This window comes from Sphingomonas lycopersici (genome assembly GCF_026130605.1).
Lineage (GTDB): Bacteria > Pseudomonadota > Alphaproteobacteria > Sphingomonadales > Sphingomonadaceae > Sphingomonas > Sphingomonas lycopersici.
Genome location: NZ_JANFAU010000004.1, coordinates 381085 through 398646, shown reverse-complemented (window position 1 = coordinate 398646; position 17562 = coordinate 381085). Strand labels below are relative to the sequence as shown.

Genomic DNA, 17562 nt, shown 5'->3' with positions numbered 1-17562 from the left:
TTGGTTCATAGCGCGAACTTCATCCCGACGGTGAAGCGCCGGCCGAGCAGATCGAACAACACCGAGTTGAACTGGATCGCCCGGGTGTAGAAGTTGCTGTAATAAGGTGTGACCGGTGGCGAACGATCGGTGAGGTTGGTGACCGAGCCGAATATTTCCACTTCGCTGTCGGTGCCGAACTTCACTTTCTGCGCGAGCCTGAGATCGAGGTAGAAGGCTGAATCGACCTTGTTATAGGCAGCGTCCCTTGGCCGGGCGTTTTCCTGCGTGCCCGAGCCGATGTAGCGCGCCTGGGTGAAGAACGAGAAACCGCCGCTCGTATAAGTGACATTGCCGGTCAGCTTGAACTTCGGCAGGCCATAAGGAAAGCCATCTGATTGCTGGATACCGGTCTGCCCGGCGCGATCGATATAGGTGCCGTTACTGAGGGTTTGCGAATTTTCGAACAGCCAATTGGCGAAGAGTCGCAGATTGATTGCCTCACCCTCGCCGCCGGTCAGGTTCATCGGGCGGGTATAATTGGCCTCCACGTCCAGCCCGCGCACGCGATTCTGGTTAACGTTGATGAAAATATCGCCGATCAGCGTCGGCTGTCCGGCCGTGTCGAAACTCACCAGCGCGCACAATTCGGGAGCAGCATCGATCACGCAGCCGTTAAACACGCCCTGCGAGCCAAGCCGGGCGATCGCCCCTTTGACGCGGATGTCATAATAATCGGCGGAGAGTGACAGGCCCGGGGCGAAGCCGGGGCGGATCACCGCGCCCGCCGTCCATGTATCGGCTTTCTCCGGGTTCACCCTGGGGTTGCCACCCGAATAATTTGTCACAGAGATGGATTCGATGACGCCTGGCGTCCGCGGATCGTCGATTGATGTGATCCCGCCGGTCTTGTCGAACCGCTCGGACAGATTGGCGGCGCGCACGTCGCGCGACCAGGTGCCGCGCAAGCGCAGGAAATCGCCGATATCGGCTTCCAGTCCGGCCTTATACGCCCAGATTCCGCCTGACCCGGTGTAATTCGCCCAGCGTCCGGCGAGATGCAGATTGGCCGAGCGGATCGGGCCCGCCTCGCTGAGCAGCGGCACCTGAGTCTCGCCGAACAATTCGGTGACGTTGATCGCGCCGCGGATATTGGACACTTTCGAATATTGCAGCGCGACCGAATTGCCGCAATCGGCGTTTGACACGTTGCGCAGACCAGGCGGCGGATTGGCCGTAACCTTCGGATCGCTGCACTGCACCGGTCGGAAGGTATCGTGGTTGGCGGCGGGGTTGCCCGGGTCCTGCACGACCTGCCGGATCGCCTCGCGCCGCCACGATCCGCCGAACGCGGCCTTGATCGGTCCGGCCCAGCCTTCGACCAGCGTGCCATTCATCGAGAATTCGAACTGATGCTGGCGCAGATCGGTGATGCCCACCTTTTCCGTGCCGGAGACGTAGCTCAGCGTCTCGCCGCGCGCGAAACCGGTATCGGCATAATAGATCGGGGTGGTGATCTGCTGCCCCGGCTCATAGCCGGTGACGTAATCGATCGCCGCGGCCGATGCATTGCCCTGACCGAACAGGTTGATCGGCACGCATCCCGGAAAGCTGTTGCCATAGAGTGATACGCGACAGACCGGCTGGCCGGTTGCCGGATCGGTCACCGCATCGAGCGCGGCGAAGATACGATCGAGCCGCAGCCCGTTCTGATAGGCTTTCCGCTTGTTGGTGCCATATTGATAATAAAGATCGGCCTGCCAGCCATCCAGCGCCCCGCCGGAAATATCCCAGGTGAGGCCGCCGGCGAACGAATTCATCACGCTGTTGTCGCGTTGGGTCGACAGCCTGCCGAAATCGCTGTCACCGCCGATCCGGCGGAACTCGAACGACTCGATTCCATCAGCCGTCATGATTTGCTGCACCGACGCGGGCAGGAACGCATTGCCCGAATAAATCCTCGCTACGCTGGGCGTGCCGCTCAGCGAGCCGGTCGGCTCGTTGTAGCGGAAAGTCTTGTTCTGTCCGCGGATATATTGCGCGTAGACCGTCACATGATCGGCGATCTCATAATCGGCATAGGCATAGATGCTGCTGCGATCGGCGTCGGGAAAGATCGTGAGCTGATCGCGCCCGATATAATCGCCGCTACCGCCGTTGGTGATCGATTGGCTGCCGGCCAGGGGCCCCCGGCCGCCGATCGTACCGGCGCTGACGCCGCTGGCAACGAACGGTGTGATCCCGCTGCCGTCGCGCAGGAATTGCATCGCGTTGAGGCGCGTACCCGGCGCATAGATGAGGCCGTTGAACGAGGTGGAGGTCGAGACGACATCGGGATAGACGTTGCCGTTGATCACGCCATAGGCTTTGTACCAGTCCCGCCCGCGCATCGTGTGTACGCCGTCCTGCATCGAAAATTCGCCCGAAAGCAGGATATGCCCGCGATCGCCTAACTTGGTGCCGTAACTCACCGACGCCTGCAGTCCTCGGTTGTCGCCGCGCGAGGTGATGCTTTGCTGCACATCGGCGCGCAGCCCGGTGAAATTGCGGTTGAGCTTGAAATTCACCACCCCGGCGACCGCGTCGGTGCCATAAGCGGCGGAGGCGCCGCCGGTCACCGTCTCGACGTTGCTTACCATCGCCTTGGGGATGACGTTGACGTCGACTCCCCCGAACGCGCTCGACGAGATGACGCGATGGCCGTTGAGCAAGGTCAGCGTGCGGTTGATACCGAGCCCGCGCAGGTCGAGGTTGCCATAGCCGCCGCGCAGGAACCAGCCGTTGCCGCCGACCCCTGCGGTCTGCACCGCGGCGACCGACTGGCTGGCGAAGAATTGCGGCAATTGGCTGACGCCTTCGACGAGGCCGCTCGGCCCCATCGCCGCGAGCTGATCGGCGCTGACCACGGTGAGCGGGGTCGGCGATTTGCTGCCGTCGCTGCGGATGCGCGATCCGGTGACGACGACTTCCTGCACGGCAGGGGCCTCGGTGGCCGGCGCTTCCTGCGCCGATGCCGGCGTTGCCAAGGATACCAGCGCCGCGGCGCCGCTGCTCCCCAACAGCGCCGCCAGCGGCTTGCGCCCACGCCCGATCGATTGCCGCATTGCTTCCTCCCCCTCGCATTGCCTGGGCGGGAGCTTCGCGACTGTTTCCCAGGCAAGCAATGCATCGCCAAGTGATGACAGGACATTGATTGTAGATTATGATTTTGTGGCGGGAGGATCATATGGCGAATCTGCCATTCACATTGCGCCAGCTCGAAGTATTCTCGAGCCTCTGCGCAACCAAAAGCTTCAGGATAAGCGCCGAGAATCTCGGTATTTCTCAGGCATCGGTCAGCAATCAACTCAAGACGTTGGAAGAGCAACTTGGGGTCGCGCTGCTCGATCGCAAGCCGGGCCGGCGCCCGCTGATCACCCCGACGGGCGCAGCTTTCCTGCAAGATCTCCAGCGCTTCGAGGCAGCGACCACCGCGCTGGCGGCGCATCGGCGGGCGAATCCGGTCAAGACCGGATCGACACGCTTCCAATTGTTGATCGGGCAGGGGCTGGCGGAAAACTTCATTCGGCCCAAGCTCGGCGGCTTTCTTACCCGTCACCCGGAGGTTGAACTGGTGTTCGACCTTCATTTGCCGCGCAAGGAACTGGACGCGGCCTTGGCGCGCGCAAAATATGACTTCGCGCTCGTCCATCAGATCGAGCCCGCCCCGGTCGCCGATTTCCTGCGGCCGGTCGCGCTGGTCCGCGGGGGCATATACGGGCACCGTCGGCTGGCCGGGGGGCGGGCGTTGCCGCTGACCGCCGACGAGGTTGCGGCGCTGCCCTTCGCCTTGCCGCGGATCAGCGGCACTTATGAGCGCGACGAGCTGAAAGCGCTGGGACGGCACGGCATCCGGCCGGCGCAGATCGTCGGGCGCCCGCCCTATTTCGACGTGTTCGTCTCGATGCTGGAGAGTGGCGTCGCGGTCGGCATGTTCACCGAGGCGATGATCCCGCTGGCGATGCGCGAGGCGATCGTTCTGCTTTATCCGACCGAAACCTGGCAGCTATTGTGGTTCCGAAAGGATGACAGCTGCGGCTATTACGGTGATATCGTTGAGAATTTCCTGTTGGAGAGCGTCGTCGGCGATCCGCGCTACGGCTCGGCGCGGATCGCGTGACGGCGGCGCGCCACAACCGCTCACTCGTGTGAACTTCGTGAACTTTGACGCTACAGGTAAAGCTGCTCGTTGATCGGCAGCCCGTGTTCGCGGCAATGGCTCTCATAGTGGTTCATGAACCACCACACATCGAGCGTCTCGATGTGGTTGCCGTGCTCGTCGTAGAATTCATTGGCGCCCTGCATGTGGAACAGCGCCTTCATCCCATTGGGATCGTCGGTCACCAACGTGTGCGCCGTCCCCGGCGTTTCGGTGATGAACTCGCCCGGCCGGCACACCCAGCCATATTCGAGATAGCGGAACGACCCCTCGAGCCCGATCGCCCACACCCGTCCGCGATGCTTGTGGGTGCCGATCACCCCCGGTCCCTTGATCCACAGGATGTTGACGTAGATGTTGTCGCGCACGTCGAAGGCGAGGTGGCGGATCGCGGCATTGTCGCCGAACGGCACCCACGGGCTCTCCGCCTCGGACGCGCCGACATAGCTTCCCTCCACCCCGCGCGCGCGGATCAGATCGGGGTAAAGCTCCGGGATGTCGACGATCTTATATGCGCCGGACGGGGGTGCCTTCATCGTGCTCATGGGGGGTGTTTCCTTCTGCATCAGAATTTCACGCCAAGCCGCGCATACCATTCGGCCGGGCGGTTATAGGTGCCGAAGATCGGGCCGCCGGCGAGCTGCGCCTGGCCGGTGACGATCAGCCTCTTGTCGGTCAGATTGGTGCCGCCCAGCGTCACGTCCCAATTGCCCGACGGTGCCTTGTAGGTGACGCTCGCGTTGATCAGCGCATTGGCGGGGCGCATCAGCAGATAGGTCCCCTCGGTGTCGTTTTTGACCGCGCTGGTATAGGTCACGTCACCGAGCAGCACGATCGTGCCGTGGCCGCCCAGCTCCGCCTCGTACCGCGGGCCGAAATTGAGCTTCCATTTCGGCGTCTTGGGCAAGGTCGCGCCCTTGAACACGCCGACCTGCAGCGCCGAGGGCGCGACCGCCGCGCCGGCCAGCACATTGGTGTAATAAGCATCGGTATAGCCCGCCGATCCGGTCAGCGAGAGGCCGCGCGCGGCCAGCGCGGTCATCTCCAGCTCGAAGCCTTTGATCCGCGCGTCGCCGGCATTCTGGATCACCGGCGAAACCCCCTGCTGGAAGTTGAGCTGGATGCCCTTGTAATTGGTCAGGAATGCCGCGGCATTGATCTGCAGCCGCCGCGCCAGCAATGTCGATTTGACCCCGGCCTCCCAGGTCTCGGCCTTTTCCGGCCCGAAGGTCGGCGCATAGGGCAGGGGCGCGGACAGCCGCGTCGTCCAGCCGCCGGTCTTGTAGCCGCGCGACCAGTTGGCGAAGATCATCACATCGTCGCCGGGATGATATTGCAGGCCGACCTTGGGCGAGAAGTTGCTGAACGTCTGCTTCTGCACCCCGGCGATATAATAGCGCAGCGGCTGGCCGGGATTGGGGAAGCCGTTATCGATCCGGCATCGATCGCTGATCGGATCGAGCGACGCGCAATCGGGATTGCCGAAGGCTTGCGCCAATTTGTAGTTCAGCCCGTTGAGATCGGACTGGAACCCTTCGAATTCCTTGTTCTCGCGGGTGTAACGCCCGCCCAGCGTCAGGCCCAGCCGCTCGGTCACCTTGTAATCGACCTGGCCATAGAAAGCGAAATTCCGCGTCGCCAGATTGTTCGGCCCGTCGACCTGCAACAGCCCTTCGGCAAAGGTGACGAAATCGCGCATATTGCCGGATTCGGTAAAATAATAAGCGCCGAGCACATATTTGACGTGGTCGTCCAGCGCATTCCCGGTGAGCTGCAATTCCTCGCTGAACTGCTTCTGAAACATCGGGAAGCTGGTGTTGAGAAAGTTGAGCGGCGACCCGTCCAGGTCCATCGCGACCTTCCAGCGCAATTGGCGATAGGCGGTGATCGACTTGAGCGTCGCGTTGCGCGACAGATCATATTCGAGCGTCAGCGCCGCGCCGCCCTGCTTCAGCTTGTTGAAGTTGTTGCCGTTCGCGTAACTGGTGTCGATATCCTTGGTGATGAAGCGACCGTCGTAGGGCAGGCGGTTATTGTCCGGGTTGGCATCGGCATTGACCCCGAACAAGGCGGGATGATCGAACAGCCCGGTCAGCCCGCCGCGGCGCGCGGCATAGGCAACCGCCGGCGGGCCGGCGATCTGGGAATCGCACCTGCCCCCGCCGGCGACCACCGGATTGCCCGCGATCGCGCAATTATAGGTGCCTGCGAAAATCCCCGGGAAGATCGCGATCACGCGATTGGCGATCTGTGACGTATCGGTATTGCTGTAATCGGCGGAGAGCACCGCGCGGAAGCCGCCGCCCGAATATTTGATCTTGCCGCGCAGGTTATAGGTCTTGTCGCCGCCCTCGGTGCCGTAGCCGATATTCTCATAGCCCGACGCGCGGAACGCGGTCACCGGATCCGATGCGTAAGCCGTGGCACCGGGATAGGGTATGCGGCGCAGATAACCGTTGCGGCTGTTGACCGCGAAGCTCAGCGACGAGGCAAGGCCGGTGGCGATCGGGACATCGACCGTGCCCTTCACGTTGATCAGATTGTAGCTGCCGGTGGTGGCGCTGCCGATGAAGCGGAATTTGTCGCCCGGATCGTGGGTGACGATCGAGATCGCGCCGCCGATCGTATTGCGGCCGAACAAGGTGCCCTGCGGCCCCTTGAGCACCTCGACCCGCTCGACGTCGGGCAGATCCTGATTGGCGCCCACCGATCGCGCGAGATACACGCCGTCGAGATAGATGCCGACGCCCGGATCGATGTTGAACGCGAAATCGTTCGCGCCGATGCCGCGGATATAGGCGGCGAGCACCTGGCCCGAACCGGAAAACGGCGTTCCCGCATCGAGCGTGACATTGGGCGCGAGGTTCGACATCGCGGCGACGCTGGTCACGGCGCGCTCCTGCAGCGCGCTGGCGGTGAAGGCGCTGATCGAGATCGGGACGTTCTGTACATTCTCCACGCGCTTCTGCGCGGTGACGACGATGTCCTGAATTCCCTCGCTGGACGCCTTTTGCTCCTGCGCCGTCGCCGGCGCGGCCAGCGCCGCCGCAAGAACGGCGAGTGAAACCGATACGCGCTCGATCATCGCAAACCTCCCCCGAACCATCTGCGCCTGATCCGAAGCCTTCGGGCTTCGCCGCAGATGACCGGGGAACACTGCCGTCGCCGGCGCCGCCGGTGCTTGCACTGCGGCGCAGATCGTCAGGACGGAAACGCAGACGCAGCGGTGGGGATCAGCGCGCGGCGCGCCAGTCGCGCGGGGCGGCGCCGAAATGCCGGCGGAAGCAACGGGTGAAATAGGCGCTGTCGTTGAACCCGAGGTCGAAGGCGATATCGGTGATGCTGGTATCGGGGGCGACGATCAGCCGGTCCGCCGCGCGGCGCAGGCGGCGTTCGAGGATATAGGCGGTCGGGGTCGTGCCCATTGCGGCGAACACGTTCTGGATCGTGCGGATCGAGGTGTTGCATGATGTCGCCAGCATCGCGCTGCCCAAGGCCGGATCGCCCAGGCTCGCCTCGACCAGCGAGACCATGCGTTCGCTCAGCGCGTGATCGCCGGCATGCGCGCCGCGCGGGGCGTGCTGCGCACCGCGCATCGCCAGCGCGAACAGATCGTAGAATACCGTGGTCACGCCGCTTTCCCATTCGGGGTCCAGCTCGCTCTGATCGCCCAATTGCCACAGCGAGAGCAGGAAATCGTGGAATACGCGCCCGCCGGGGGTGCCGCCGGTCATATGCCGGCGCAGCATGTCGTCCAGCTTCGGTATCCGCTCCGCCAGCGGCGCGCGCGGGAATTCGACCACCAGCAATTCATGCTCGCGAAGATCGATCGTATAGGGCTGGTGCGGCGAACTGAGCACGAAATCGCCCGGCTGCAGCACGCATTCGTCGCCGTTCTGGGTGTGGCGGCTGCTGCCGCGGCACTGCAGGTGCAGGATCACGCGCTCCTCGCCCCCGGCGGCGGCGCCGCGCCGCCCGACCGTCGATTGCGTGGAACGCGGGCGGATCATCGCCAGGTCGCCGATGTCCCAGCGCCACATCTCGCCGCGGAATTCCTCGCCCTGCGTGTTGACCCAGGTGCCGGTGTAGATCCGGTCGACCAGATCGTTCCAGTAACGCAGCCGCTGGCGCGGCGCGATCCGGGTCGTTGCGAACTTTTCGATCGTTCCCACGCCCACCCTCCCGTCACAGAAAGGGCCGGACGGGATCCCGTCCATCCCATGCCCGTGAGGCGCGCCAGAAGCGCGTGAAATGCTCGTTCATCGCCGGGGTGGCGGGCAGAAGCTCCAGGAAGGCCGGCGCGGCCACGTCGCCGCCTTCCAGATACGCCACGGCACCGCCGGTCGGAACGGCGGCGCGAAAGGCCAGTTGATAGCCGCGCGCCTGATACCGGCCCAGATCGGCATCGACATCGGCGCAGGCGATGCCGAAATGGTGAAAGCCATAGCCGCGCCGGTCGATCGTCTCGCGATAGACCGATGGATTGTCGTCGAGCGGCTGGATCAGCTCGATCTGCATATGCCCGGCGAACCCCATCGCGATCGTGACGTCAGCGCGGGACGGCTCCCCGCGATAGCATTGATCGGGCGCGAGAAAGTGTTCGAGCACGAAAAACGGGCCAGCCCGGCAATCGCGCACGAAATGGTCGATCGACGCGCGAAGATCCTCGACGACGAACGCCGTCTGCATGATCCCGCCCAAAGTCTGCCCGAAGCCCAGATCCATGCTGCCGCTCTCTTCTCTCTCCCGCGGCGATCTTCCGGTCGCCTTTCGACATCGGAAGTTCTTATAGGTGAAATTTTCAAAAATGCGAATCCGGGCTTGGAACTTCGATGATCGGGCTGCCGCCGGTCAGCCGGTCCAGCCGAAGCGTTTGTCGAGCTTGGTGAGCTGGCTGGTGAACCCCATGCGCTGCATCTGCGTCATCTTCGCGTCGTGCATCTGGTGCAGCGTGACGATCATCCGCACCTTCCCCTCGGCGGCCGGGATGAAATCCACCTCGATCGTGCTGTCATAGGGCTGTACCCCCGGCAGAAAGTCGATGATCTGCGTCAGGACCAGCCGGTCATAGGGGCGGAATTCCGAGAAGCGGCCCTTGCATTCGGTCGATGTCGGCTGGCCCATCTGCTTCATCGCGGCGACCATGTCGGGCGCGTCGGCCACCATCGCATAGTGCAACGCGCCGTCGGGCTGCGCCTCGATCTCCCGCACGTCCGCCCGGAATCCCTCGGGGCCCCACCAGGATTCGAACCCGTCCTTCGTCGTCCACAGCGCCCACAATGCCTCGCGGTCGGCGGCATAGCTGCGCTCGATCACGATGCTCGACTGGATCTGATCGGTCATTCTTCTTCACTCCGTGCTTGATCTTGTTGCGCCTGCCGGGCCTCGAGCGCGGCGCCGAAGCGATCGAGCCGCTTCTCCCAGAGCGCGCGATACTGGGCGAGCCATTCGTCGATTTCGCGAAACGGGCCGGGCGCCAGCGAGTAGAGCCGCCGCTGCCCGTCCGGCCGCATCGTGACGAACCCCGCCTCGCTGAGGATGCGTAGATGGCGGGACACGCCCGACTGGTGGATGCCCACCGCCGCGACGAGATCGTTCACCTGCCGCTCGCCGTGCCGCAACGCCGCAACCACGCGGCGTCGCGTCGGATCGGCCAGGGCGTCGAAAACATCTATATCCATATCCGTGCATATGCATGATTGCACATATTCGTCAATAGCGGATCACGACGGTCGTGTTGCCGGCCGATGCCGGTGCTGATAAAAGCGCGCCGTCGAAAAAGGGGAGGCCGGTGCGGTTAGCCCGGTCCCCGTGAAAACGGGCCCTGACCTTCGCTGCGGCGTTGAGTCCCAAGACCTTGAACGCTGCCCGCACTGGCGCGGGAGCGAATGGAAGGTTTTGGTTATGCAACAACAGATATCGGTCATCACGCTTGGCGTCGCGAATCTGGCGCGGTCGCGTCGATTCTACGTGGACGGATTCGGCTGGGCGCCGGTGTTCGAGAATCACGAGATCGTCTTCTATCAGATGAACGGATCGGTGCTGGGGACGTTCGACAAGACCGCGCTCGAAAAAGACATGAATCGCTTCGGCTTATCCTCTCCCGGCGCCTTCTCGCTCGGGCATAATGTGTCGAGCGAGGCCGAGGTCGAAGAGGTGATGGCCCGCCTGACCGCGGCGGGCGGACGTATCGTCAGGCCCGCCGATGCGCCGCCGCACGGCGGCGTTCGCGGCTATGTCGCCGATCCCGACGATCACGCCTGGGAAATCGCGTGGAACCCGGCGTGGCATATCGACGAGAAGGGATTCGTTACGTTTTCAATCTGATGGCTCTGCCGCTCATGCGGGGCGGGCTGGGACCGACAGCGAACCAGCCCGACTTGCCCTGCACGAGCGCTTCCGCGACGCGGCGACACCTGCTTAGATCGCGTCATGCGTATCCTTCTTTCTCTTGCACTGGTGATTTCCGGCACGGCGGCGGCGCAGACGACCGTCCCCGCGCCGATCGATGCGGTCGATCCGATGATCGGGACGGGCGGGGAGGGGCATACCTTTCCCGGCGCGACCGCGCCGTTCGGGATGGTGCAATTGTCGCCGGACACCGACACGAGTTGCGAGATCCGCGCCTGCTACGGGCATGCCGCGGGCTATCGCTTCGAGGATCCGACGATCCAGGGGTTCAGCCACACGCATTTCTCGGGCGCGGGCCATTCCGATCTCGGCGACGTGCTGGTCATGCCGCAGGCGGGCGAGCAGGTGCGGCTCGATCCGGGCGATCCGCGGCGGCCGAGTTCGGGCTATCGATCGCGCTTTGATCACGCGTCGGAAGTGGCGCGGCCCGGATATTATGCGGTGACGCTCGCCGATCACGATATTCGCGCCGAACTGACCGCCGGGACGCGGATCGGGGTCCACCGCTACAGCTTCCCCGCCGGCCGCGCGGCGCATCTGCTGATCGACCTGCGCACGTCGCTCTACAATTATCCGGGCAAGATCCTGTGGTCGGGGCTGCATCTCCGCCCGGATGGCACGCTGACCGGATTTCGCGAGACGCGCGGCTGGGCGCCCGGCCGCAAGCTCTATTTCGCGATGCGCTTTTCCGCGCCGCTGACCGGGCATGCGTTCGTCGATCGTGATACCGCGGTGGCGTACAAGGGCTTTCAGGGGCCGGGCCGGGGCAGCGATGCGGTGGCGGAGAAGCTGGGACGGGCGCTGGAGGCGCGGCTCGATTTCGGCCGGCTGACCGCCCCGCTCGAAGTGCGGGTGGCGCTGTCCGGCGTCGACGAGGCGGGGGCGGTCGCCAATCTCGATGCCGAGCCCGGCGGTTTCGACGCGATCCGTGGCGCCACCGCACAGGCCTGGGCGAAGGCGCTGGGGGCGATCGAGATCGACGCGCCCGCGCCGATGCGCACCAATGTCTATACCGCGCTCTATCACGCGCTGCTCGCGCCGAGCGTGTGGAGCGATGCCGACGGGCGCTATCGCGGGCCCGACGATCAGGTCCATGTCGCCAAGGGCTTCACCTTCCGCTCGACCTTCTCATTATGGGATACGTTCCGCGCCGAACATCCGCTGCTCACGCTGGTTCAGCCAGCGCAGACCAACGTCGACGTCGTTCGTTCGCTCGTCGAGAGCCGGCGGCACAGCCCGTATGGCATCCTGCCGGTGTGGCAGTTCGCGGGGCGCGAGACCTGGACGATGATCGGCTATCACGCCGCGCCGGTGATCGCCGACGCCTATCTGAAGGGCATCCGCGGGTTCGACGCCGATGCGGCGCTCGACGCGATGGTCGCGAGCGCGGATTATGCGCCTTACGGCGGGCTCGGTGATTATATCGCGCGCGGCTATGTCGCGACCGACAAGGAGCCCGAGGCGGCGTCCAAGACGGTCGAATATGCCTATGACGATTGGACGATCGCGCGGATGGCGCGCGCGATGGGGCGGACGCAGATCGCCGACCGTTTCGAGCGTCGCGCGGGCTATTGGCGCAACAGTTTCGATGCCAGCACCGGTTGGGTGCGCGCGCGGCTGTCGTCGGGCGCATTCCGCACGCCGTTCGATCCGACCGCGATCAATTACGGATCCGATTATACCGAGGGCAATGCGTGGCAATATAGCTGGTTCATGCCGCAGGACGAGGCCGGGCTGATCCGCCTGCTCGGCGGCGACGCGAAGGCGATCGCCAAGCTCGACGCGATGTTCGACTATGACAATTCGAAGCTCGATTACAGCCATGCGGAGGATATCGCCGGGCTGATCGGCCAATATATCCACGGCAACGAGCCCAGCCACCACGTCGCCTATCTCTACAATTTCGCCGGCGCGCCGTGGCGCACGCAGGAGCGGCTCGCGCAGATCGTGGCGTCGCAATATAAACCGGCGCCCGACGGCCTCGCCGGCAACGACGACCTCGGCCAGATGTCCGCCTGGCTGGTGTTCACCGCGCTCGGTTTCTATCCCGTCGCGCCGGGATCGAACGAATATGTCATCGGCCGGCCGTTCGTCGATCGCGCGATGCTCAACCTGCCCGGCGGCAAGCGCTTCACCGTCATCGCAGACGGCCTGTCCGGCACCAACCGCTATGTCGCCGGCGTGACGCTGAACGGCGCCGCGCTCGAACGCAGCTACATCCGGGACGAGGAGGTGCGCGCCGGGGGCGAGCTGCGCTTCACGATGAGCGCATCGCCGAACAAGCTTTGGGGCAGCGGGGAGGCGGCGCGGCCATTTTCGATGTCGAAGCGATAGCGGGCAGATCGATCCGCGGGTGCGCATTGGCGGGCGCGCGCGAATTCATCTCTTGATTTCGCTTCGCCCAACCCGAAAAGCAGCCGCACGTAAAAGGGGAGCGAGAATGAAGGCGTCGGCTGCCATCGTCACCGTCTTGATGATCGCGGCCACCGCCGCGTCGGCTGCGCCGCGGGCGCGGGAGGCGGGGGTGCGCATCGGCGTTCTCCAGCCCGGCGCGCTCAACGCGATCACCGACGTCGCCGGCGTCAAGGTCGGGCAGGTGACGATCGTCCGCGGCGATCATGTCCATACCGGGGTGACCGCGGTGCTGCCGCACGGCGGCAATCTGTTTCAGGACAAGGTGCCGGCGGGTTTCTTCGTCGCCAACGCGTTCGGCAAGTTCGTCGGCTCGACCCAGATCGAGGAACTGGGCGAGATCGAGACGCCGATCCTCCTCACCAATACGCTCAATGTCGCGGAGGGCGCCGCGGCGGCGGTCGAATGGACGCTGGCGCAGCCCGGGAACGAGCAGGTGCGGTCGGTCAACGCCGTCGTCGGTGAAACCAATGACGGTTTTCTGAACGATATCCGCGGCCGACACGTCACGATCGCCGATGCGCGCCGCGCGATCGAAGACGCGAAGGACGGGCCGGTCGCGGAGGGCGGCGTCGGCGCGGGCACCGGCACCGTCGCGTTCGGCTGGAAAGGCGGGATCGGCACGGCGTCGCGCAAGCTTCCCGCGTCCCTCGGCGGCTGGACGGTAGGCGTGCTCACCCAGACCAATTACGGCGGGGTGCTGAGCATCGCGGGCGTGCCGGTCGGCGTCCGGCTCGGTCGCTATGATTTCAAGCGCGAGATCGAACAGAAGAAAGCTGACGGGTCGGTCGTCGTGATCGTTGCCACAGATGCGCCGCTCTCCGATCGCAACCTGCGCCGGCTGGCGGAGCGCGCCTTCGCCGGGATCGCACGCACCGGCTCGGGCTTCTCGAACGGCTCGGGCGATTATGCCGTCGCCTTCTCAACCAATCCGGCGGTGCGCCGCACGCCGGCGCGGCGATCGGGGGTGGCGGCGTCCGACCAGCTCGCCAATGACGCGATGTCGCCGCTATTCCAGGCTGTGGCGGAGGCGACCGAGGAAGCCGCGATCAACTCGCTGTTCGCCGGCACCACGGTCAAAGGGGATCAGGGGACGATCGAGGCGCTGCCGCTCGACAAGGTTCTGCCGATGCTGCGCGTCCCATGATCGGCGGTGAAGATGAAAGCTGAGCAGATGAACGGGGCCGCCACGATGCGAAATCTGATTCTCCGAATATCGTTCGCGATCCTCGGCTTGTCCTGCCTCGGTGCGGCGCCGGTTGGCTTCACCGATCTCGCCACGCCCTTCGAGCAGGTGGCCCTTGCGACCGCGGGGCAGCCGGAGGCGATGCGGATTGCCGCGGTGCGCCGCACGCTCTCCGCCTTGCTGCCGGGGGTTTATGCCGACGGCGCGGCCACGGACCGGCGCATCGCCAGGGCGCTTGCCGATTTCCCGGCGAGGCAGGACGGATATGATCGCGCGATCAGCACCTTTCCCGGCGCACTGTCCGACGCCGTGACAAAGTTCCGCACCGTTTTTCCGAGCTTCACGCCCCCGCTGCCGATCTATCTCTATCATTCGCTCGGCGTGCGCGACGGCGGCTCGGACTATCTGGAGCCCGGGCACCGCCTCGTCATGCTGTTCGGCGCCGACATGATCGCGCGGCTCCACGCCGACGATTCGCTCGAGCCCTTCCTCGATCACGAACTGTTCCACCTCGAACACCAGCGGGCGTTTCGCGATTGCGATCAATTCTGGTGCGTGCTGTGGCAGGAGGGGCTGGCGGTCGATGCCGCGGCCTCGATGAACCCGGGCGCGACCGATCATCAGCTTCTGCTCGACATGCCGGCGCCGATCAGGGCCGCGACCGATCAGCGCTGGACGACGGCGCTCTGCTTCGTCGCCGCCCATTTCGACGATACCGACGACGCGGTCGTGGCGCAGGCGTTGCAGGGCGGGGGCCACCCGCCGTCGGATTTGCCCGAGCGCTTCGGCTATTATGTCGGGTTCCGGATCGCCACCGCGACCGGGCGGAGGATCGATCAGCTCGATCGTCTCGATCATCCCGCGGCGCGCAAGCTGCTGCGCGCGACGCTCGTCCGCCTCATGGCCGATGCCAAGGCGAATTGTCCGCCGCCGGCGCTGAAGGCTGCGACGACCCAGCGAGCGGCTCATCCCGTTTGACGGAATCTGCTCCCGGGCGCAACGCGCAGGAATCCAACGGTTGACACCGATCGTTACGCTGCGTTTACTGACGACATGGGGGTTGCGATCTCCCCACGAGGCGACAGGCTGAAGCATCGCGTCCTGCTTTTGCGAAAGGGCGCGTTATGTCTGTTTTGAATATTATCTCATCCGACAAGCTCGCGCGGCTGATCGGCATTCCGACCGGTCCGGCCTTGATCGACGTGCGCGGGGGCGATGAATTCGCCGCCGAGCCGCTTCTCGTTCCCGGCAGCTTCCATCGCCCGTCGCCCGATATCGCGAGCTGGGCGCCGGCGTTCCGCGGGCGCTCGGCGGTCGTCATCTGTCGCGATGGCGGCGCATCGAGCCAGGGTGTCGCTGCCCGGCTGCGCCACGAAGGGGTCGCGGCGGAGGCGCTCGACGGCGGTCTTGCCGAATGGGCCGGCGCCGGCCTGCCGCTCGTGCCGGAGACGGCCTTGCCGCCGCGCGACGCCGAGGGGCGGACGATCTGGGTGACGCGCGCCCGGCCCAAGGTCGATCGGATCGCCTGCCCGTGGCTGATCCGGCGGTTCGTCGATCCCGGCGCGGTGTTCCTGTTCGTGGCGCCGTCGGAGGTGCAGGCGGTTGCCGAGCGCTTCGACGCGGCACCGTTCGACATCGAAGGCGAAGGAGTGCGCTGGAGCCACCGCGGCGAGCTTTGCACCTTCGACGTGATGATCGAGGCGTTCGGGCTCGGCGGATATCCCGCGCTCGCGCGGCTCGCGCCGATCGTGCGCGGCGCGGATACCGCGCGGCCGGATCTCGTGCCGGAGGCGGCGGGGCTGCTCGCCGCATCGCTCGGGCTTTCGCGCATGTATGCCGACGATCTGGAGCAGCTCGAGGCGGGGATGCTGCTCTACGACGCCTTCTTCCGCTGGTGCCGCGACGCGACCGACGAAACCCACAATTGGGTATCGCACCAGCCGGCAAAGGCGCGCGCCGCGGGAAAGGGGCGGTCATGAGCGGCGCGGTCGATATCGCCGCGGCGCAGCGAAGCCACGACATCACATTGGGCGAGGCAGTGCGCGTCTGGGCGCGGATCGCGGCACTGAGCTTCGGTGGCCCCGCCGGGCAGATTGCGGTGATGCACCGCATCCTCGTCGACGAGAAAAGATGGATCGGCGAGGCGCGTTTCCTCCACGCGCTCAATTATTGCATGCTGCTTCCCGGCCCGGAGGCACAGCAGCTCGCGGCCTATATCGGCTGGCTGCTCCACAAGACCAAGGGCGGGCTGATCGCCGGGGGGCTGTTCGTGCTGCCCGGTTTCGTCGCGATCCTCGGGCTCAGCTATCTCTATGTCCTGCTTGGCCATACACCGCTGATCACGGGGCTGTTCTTCGGGCTCAAGGCGGCGGTGCTGGCGGTGGTCGTCCAGGCGGTGGTGCGGGTCGGATCGCGCGCGCTCAAGAACAATGTGATGCGCGGGGTCGCGGCCGCGGCGTTCGTCACGATCTTCTTCTTCAATGCGCCATTCCCGCTGATCGTGCTTGCCGCCGCAGTCGTCGGTTATCTCGGGGGCCGGCTCGGTTTGCCTGCCTTCTCGGGAGGAGGGGGGCACGGTCCGTCCGGCGGGAATGTCGTCCACGACCGCGATACCGTGCTCGGGGAAGACTTGCCGGACCATGCGCGTCCCAACCTCCGCTGGTCGCTCACTATCTCCAGCGTCTTCCTGATCCTCTGGCTGGCGCCGGTCGCGCTGCTCCTGGCGCTGTTCGGCCCGAGCAATGTGTTCAGCCAGATCGCGCTGTTCTTCAGCCAGATGGCGGTAGTTACCTTCGGCGGTGCCTATGCCGTGCTGGCCTATGTCGCGCAGGAGGCGGTCGGCACCTACGGCTGGCTCAGACCGGGGGAGATGCTCGACGGCCTCGGGCTCGCCGAAACGACGCCGGGGCCGCTGATCATGGTGACGCAATTCGTCGGCTTCCTCGCCGCTTATCGCGATGCGGGCGTGTTGCAGCCGCTGGTCGCCGCGACCTTGGGGGCGATCCTCACCACCTGGGTGACGTTCGTGCCGTGCTTCCTGTGGATTTTCGCCGGAGCACCGTTCGTCGAGCGGCTGCGCGGCAATCGCGCGCTCTCCGCCGCGCTTGGCGCGATCACCGCGGCGGTGGTGGGGGTGATCCTCAACCTTGCGGTGTGGTTCGGCATCCACACGCTGTTTCGGGCGGTACGGCGGGTCCATTATGCCGGGCTCGGGTTCGACGTGCCGGTGCTCGCGTCGCTCGATCTCGCGGCATTGCTGCTCGCGCTGGGCGCCGCGATTGCGGTATTTCGGTTCAAGGTCGGGATGATCCCGGTTCTGGCGACGACATCGGCGGTCGGCGTGTTGCTCTATTTGTCCGGCGTGGTGGCCTGAGGC

At 65.2% G+C, this 17562-nt stretch carries 14 protein-coding genes; 7 read left to right on the top strand and 7 right to left on the bottom strand.

The genetic code is table 11. The features are described from left to right. Positions 1-5: 5 nt before the first annotated feature. Positions 6-3083: a TonB-dependent receptor domain-containing protein gene (locus tag NED98_RS11365; RefSeq protein WP_265313074.1), complete on the bottom strand. Its 3078-nt coding sequence runs from the start codon at positions 3081-3083 to the stop codon at positions 6-8. Positions 3084-3205: 122 nt separating this feature from the next. On the opposite strand from NED98_RS11365, the gene NED98_RS11360 reads away from it, so the two are divergent. Further along, the gene (locus tag NED98_RS11360; protein ID WP_265313073.1) at positions 3206-4138 is read left to right on the top strand and encodes a LysR family transcriptional regulator; all 933 of its coding nucleotides are present in this window, start codon (positions 3206-3208) and stop codon (positions 4136-4138) included. Between the two features lie 50 nt (positions 4139-4188). On the opposite strand, the gene NED98_RS11355 is transcribed toward NED98_RS11360, so the two are convergent. From NED98_RS11355 to NED98_RS11330, 6 genes are all read right to left on the bottom strand, one after another. Beyond that, on the bottom strand, positions 4189-4722 hold the full coding sequence (locus NED98_RS11355) for a 2,4'-dihydroxyacetophenone dioxygenase family protein (protein WP_265270301.1): 534 nt from the start codon (positions 4720-4722) through the stop codon (positions 4189-4191). 20 nt (positions 4723-4742) lie between these two features. After that, on the bottom strand, positions 4743-7262 hold the full coding sequence (locus tag NED98_RS11350) for a TonB-dependent receptor (protein WP_265313072.1): 2520 nt from the start codon (positions 7260-7262) through the stop codon (positions 4743-4745). Between the two features lie 148 nt (positions 7263-7410). Beyond that, positions 7411-8349, bottom strand: a complete 939-nt coding sequence (locus tag NED98_RS11345; protein ID WP_265313071.1) for a helix-turn-helix domain-containing protein — start codon at positions 8347-8349, stop codon at positions 7411-7413. A gap of 13 nt (positions 8350-8362) precedes the next feature. Then, entirely contained in the window at positions 8363-8902 is a 540-nt protein-coding gene (locus tag NED98_RS11340; protein ID WP_265313070.1) for a VOC family protein, read from the bottom strand. A gap of 126 nt (positions 8903-9028) precedes the next feature. Further along, the gene (locus NED98_RS11335) at positions 9029-9520 is read right to left on the bottom strand and encodes an SRPBCC family protein (RefSeq protein ID WP_265270310.1); all 492 of its coding nucleotides are present in this window, start codon (positions 9518-9520) and stop codon (positions 9029-9031) included. Beyond that, entirely contained in the window at positions 9517-9858 is a 342-nt protein-coding gene (locus tag NED98_RS11330) for an ArsR/SmtB family transcription factor (protein WP_265313069.1), read from the bottom strand. Before NED98_RS11330 ends, NED98_RS11335 begins: the two co-directional genes overlap by 4 nt. A gap of 223 nt (positions 9859-10081) precedes the next feature. Here NED98_RS11330 and NED98_RS11325 point away from each other — a divergent pair, with 223 nt between their 5' ends. The 6 genes from NED98_RS11325 (at position 10082) to chrA (ending at position 17559) form a co-directional block, all read left to right on the top strand. After that, complete coding sequence (locus NED98_RS11325) at positions 10082-10504, top strand: VOC family protein (protein ID WP_179511182.1); 423 nt, start codon at positions 10082-10084, stop codon at positions 10502-10504. 105 nt (positions 10505-10609) lie between these two features. Next, positions 10610-12922 (top strand): GH92 family glycosyl hydrolase, encoded by a 2313-nt coding sequence (locus NED98_RS11320; RefSeq protein WP_265313068.1) that lies wholly within the window; start codon positions 10610-10612, stop codon positions 12920-12922. Between the two features lie 106 nt (positions 12923-13028). Next, positions 13029-14147, top strand: coding sequence for a P1 family peptidase (locus tag NED98_RS11315; protein ID WP_265270316.1), 1119 nt, complete (start codon positions 13029-13031; stop codon positions 14145-14147). Positions 14148-14192: 45 nt separating this feature from the next. Beyond that, complete coding sequence (locus tag NED98_RS11310; RefSeq protein WP_265313067.1) at positions 14193-15164, top strand: DUF2268 domain-containing putative Zn-dependent protease; 972 nt, start codon at positions 14193-14195, stop codon at positions 15162-15164. A 146-nt stretch (positions 15165-15310) separates the two neighbouring features. Further along, a complete protein-coding gene (locus tag NED98_RS11305; RefSeq protein ID WP_265270319.1) occupies positions 15311-16165 on the top strand; it encodes a sulfurtransferase/chromate resistance protein in 855 nt (284 codons plus the stop codon). Next, the gene (gene chrA, locus NED98_RS11300; protein ID WP_265313066.1) at positions 16162-17559 is read left to right on the top strand and encodes a chromate efflux transporter; all 1398 of its coding nucleotides are present in this window, start codon (positions 16162-16164) and stop codon (positions 17557-17559) included. The genes NED98_RS11305 and chrA overlap by 4 nt, the downstream gene beginning before the upstream one ends. The last annotated feature ends 3 nt before the right edge of the window (positions 17560-17562 follow it).